This window comes from Actinotalea sp. C106 (assembly GCF_023630195.1).
Lineage (GTDB): Bacteria > Actinomycetota > Actinomycetes > Actinomycetales > Cellulomonadaceae > Actinotalea.
Window position 1 is genome coordinate 1 of record NZ_JALPKN010000313.1, and the last position, 3,454, is coordinate 3,454.

Here is a 3,454-nt window from a genome sequence, read left to right on the forward strand (position 1 = left end):
GCCGGGGGTGGCCCCGGGCAGCGTGGTCGTCATCGGGGGCGGCACCGCTGGCCGCCATGCCGCGGACATCGCCGTCGGGCTGCGGGCCGACGTCACCGTCCTGGACGTGGACCTGCCGCGACTGCGCGAGCTCGACGCGGCCTACGGGGGGAGGGTCCGCACGGTGGCCTCGAGCGCCTACGCGATCGAACGGGCGGTCCTCGCTGCCGACCTCGTGATCGGCGCGGTCCTGGTGCCGGGCCGCAGGGCCCCGCACCTGGTCTCGAACGAGCTCGTGAGCCGCATGCGCGCAGGGTCCGTCCTGGTCGACATCGCTGTCGACCAGGGGGGCTGCTTCGAGGACACCCGCCCCACCACCCACGACGACCCGACCTTTCCGGTGCACGGCTCGATCATGTACTGCGTGGCCAACATGCCTGGGGTCGTGCCCGTGACCTCGACCCACGCGCTGACGGCAGTGACGCTGCCCTACCTGCAGGCCCTGGCCTCCTCCGGGTGGCGACGCGCGGTCGCGGACGACCCTGCCCTGGCCGCCGGTCTCACGACCCACGCCGGTGCCCTGCTGCACCACGGGGTGGCTGAGGCCCACGGTCTGCACGCCTCGGCGCGGGCCGAGGCCCTCGCCTGACCGAGATGCTCACCCGCCAGATCGCCCCGAAATCGCCTGCGACCGCCGCACGGCGCGTCCTAGGGTGTGCGGCATGCTCGAGCTCTGCGACGACCGACTCCTGCTGACGGTGCCGACCGAGGAGGACCTCGACGACATCACCGCGGCCTGCCAGGACCCGGAGGTCGCGCGGTGGACCACGGTCCCCGCCCCGTACACGCGCGAGCACGCCGAGGGGTTCCTGCGGGACATGGTCCTCCCGGGGTGGGAGCAGGGCATCAGCGAGGTGTGGGCCCTGCGTGACCGTGCCACCAGGCGCACGTCCGACGACGGCTCCCCGGTTCCGCCCACCGCGATGCTGGGCATGGTGGGGCTGCACGGGATCGCCGACGGCGAGGCCGAGCTCGGCTACTGGATGGCTCCCTGGGGTCGTGGTCAGGGCCTGATGGCCCGCGCCGCGGCGCTCGTGGTCGAGCACGCCTTCACCGACCTGGACCTCGTGCGCCTCACGTGGCAGGCCTACGTCGGGAACTGGCCCTCGCGACGCGTCGCGTGGCGGCTGGGGTTCCAGGTGGAGGGGACCCTGCGCGCCCACGGCCTGCAGCGGGGCGAGCGGATCGACTCGTGGGCCGCGACGTTGCTCCGTGACGACCCTCGTCAGCCCTCAGAACCCTGGCCGGCGCGGGCCCCGGCGGACGGCCGTGCCGTGCCGGTCGACCCCTCGCGGCGGTACCCGGTGCCGTCTCGCGAGAGGATGGTCCGATGACGACCGCGACCCTCGACCCCACGAACCCGTTCGGGCAGCCCTCCGCACTGCCCTACGGGCTGCCCGACTTCGCCGCGATCCGGGACGAGCACTACCTGCCCGCCTTCGAGGCCGGGATGGCCGCCGAGCGTGCCGAGGTCGAGGAGATCCTCGGCCTCCCGGAGGAGCCCACCGAGGAGAACCTGCTGCTCGCCCTCGAGCGGTCCGGTGCGCTGCTGGACCGGGTGTCGATGGTCTTCTTCAACCGCACGAGCGCCGACGCCAGCCCTGAGCTCGACGACCTCGAGGAGCGCCTCGCCCCTCGCCTGGCCGCCCACCACGACGCGATCTACCTCGATCCTCGCCTGCACACGAGGCTCGAGGCCCTGCACGCCGCGGTCGAGGCCGGCGACCAGGACCTGGAGCCGGACGCGGCATGGCTGCTGCACACCCTGCGCCTGGACGTGCAGCGCGCGGGGGCCGGGACCCGTCCCGAGGTCCAGGCCGAGATCCGCGAGCTCAACGGGCGTCTGACGACCCTCGAGACCTCGTTCGGCCGCCACCTGCTCGCCGACACCAACGCCGCTGCCGTCCTGGTCGAGGACCGCGCCGAGCTCGCCGGTCTCGCCGAGGGCACCATCGCTGCCGCCCGCCAGGCCGCCCAGGACCGCGGCCACGAGAGCGGCTACCTGCTCGAGCTGTCGTTGTTCAGCACCCAGCCCGTCCTTGCGGCGCTCACCGACCGCGGGCTGCGTCGTCGGGTGCACGAGGCCTCGGTGACCCGCGGCGCCCACGGCGGTGCCCACGACACACGCACCACCTTGCTCGAGCTCGCCGGGCTGCGCGCCCGGAGGGCCGACCTGCTCGGCTTCGAGCACCACGCGGCGTACGTCGCGGCGGACTCGACCGCGCGGACCACCGAGGCGGTCGACGAGATCCTCGGGCGGTTGGCGCCCGCCGCGGCGGCCAACGCCCGGGCCGAGGCTGCCGACCTCGAGGCCGCGCTGCAGGTCGACGAGCCGGACGCGACCCTCGAGGCCTGGGACTGGCCGTTCTACGCCGAGCGCCTCCGCCAGGAGCGGTACGCCCTGGACGACGCCGCCCTGCGGCCCTACCTCGAGCTCGAGCGGGTCGTCCGGGACGGTGTCTTCCACGCGGCGACCGCGCTCTACGGGATCACCTTCACCGATCGCCCCGACCTGCAGGGGTACCACCCGGACGTGCGGGTCTTCGAGGTGCACGACGTCGACGGGACGGGCCTGGGCCTCTTCCTGGCCGACTGGTACACCCGGGAGTCCAAGCGCGGGGGCGCGTGGATGAACAACCTGGTCGACCAGAGCGCCCTGCTCGACGAACGACCCGTGGTGGTCAACAACCTCAACATCCCCAAGCCCCCCGCGGGCGAGCCGACGCTGCTGGCCTGGGACGAGGTCATCACCCTCTTCCACGAGTTCGGCCACGCCCTGCACGGCCTGCTGTCCGACGTCCGGCTGCCGTCGCAGTCCGGCACCGAGGTGCCCCGGGACTTCGTCGAGTACCCCTCGCAGGTCAACGAGATGTGGGCCTGGGAGCCCAGCGTGCTGCAGCGCTACGCGGTCCACCACGAGACCGGGGAGCCCATGCCCGAGGAGTGGGTCGAGACGATGCTCGCCTCGCGCCAGTTCAACGAGGGCTTCGCGACCACGGAGTACCTGGGCGCGGCCCTCCTGGACCAGGCCTGGCACCAGATGACCCCTGAGGAGGTCCCCACCGACGCCTCCGAGGTCGAGGAGTTCGAGGCGCGGTCGCTGGCTGTCGCGGGCATCGCCGTGCACGGGGTGACGCCGCGCTACCGCACGACGTACTTCAACCACGTCTTCGGCGGGGGGTACGCCGCGGCGTACTACTCCTACATCTGGTCCGAGGTGCTCGACGCGGACACGGTCGAGTGGTTCACCGAGAACGGTGGCCTGCTCCGGGAGAACGGCGACCGCTTCCGGCAGGCCCTGCTGGCCCGCGGCGGGTCCGGCGACCCGATGGACGCCTTCCGCGAGCTGCGCGGTCAGGAGCCGAGGATCGAGCCCCTGCTGGCCCGGCGCGGCCTGGGCTGAGGGCCCCCGCCG

General features: G+C 73.4%; 3 protein-coding genes. All 3 read left to right on the forward strand.

Features of this window, described 5'->3' with window-relative positions; genetic code table 11:
* Nucleotides 1-628 (forward strand): alanine dehydrogenase (locus tag L0B03_RS15485; protein WP_374204976.1); only part of this gene is annotated, 628 nt, incomplete at its 5' end.
* Nucleotides 629-701: 73 nt separating this feature from the next.
* Nucleotides 702-1,373: a GNAT family N-acetyltransferase gene (locus tag L0B03_RS15490; RefSeq protein ID WP_250447444.1), complete on the forward strand. Its 672-nt coding sequence runs from the start codon at nt 702-704 to the stop codon at nt 1,371-1,373.
* Complete coding sequence (locus L0B03_RS15495) at nt 1,370-3,442, forward strand: M3 family metallopeptidase (protein WP_250447446.1); 2,073 nt, start codon at nt 1,370-1,372, stop codon at nt 3,440-3,442. Before L0B03_RS15490 ends, L0B03_RS15495 begins: the two co-directional genes overlap by 4 nt.
* The last annotated feature ends 12 nt before the right edge of the window (nt 3,443-3,454 follow it).

Coding starts and splice junctions, on each gene's coding strand:
- L0B03_RS15490 (WP_250447444.1), top strand. CDS start 702: ATGCTCGAGCTCTGCGACGACCGACTCCTGCTGACGGTGCCGACCGAG.
- L0B03_RS15495 (WP_250447446.1), top strand. CDS start 1,370: ATGACGACCGCGACCCTCGACCCCACGAACCCGTTCGGGCAGCCCTCC.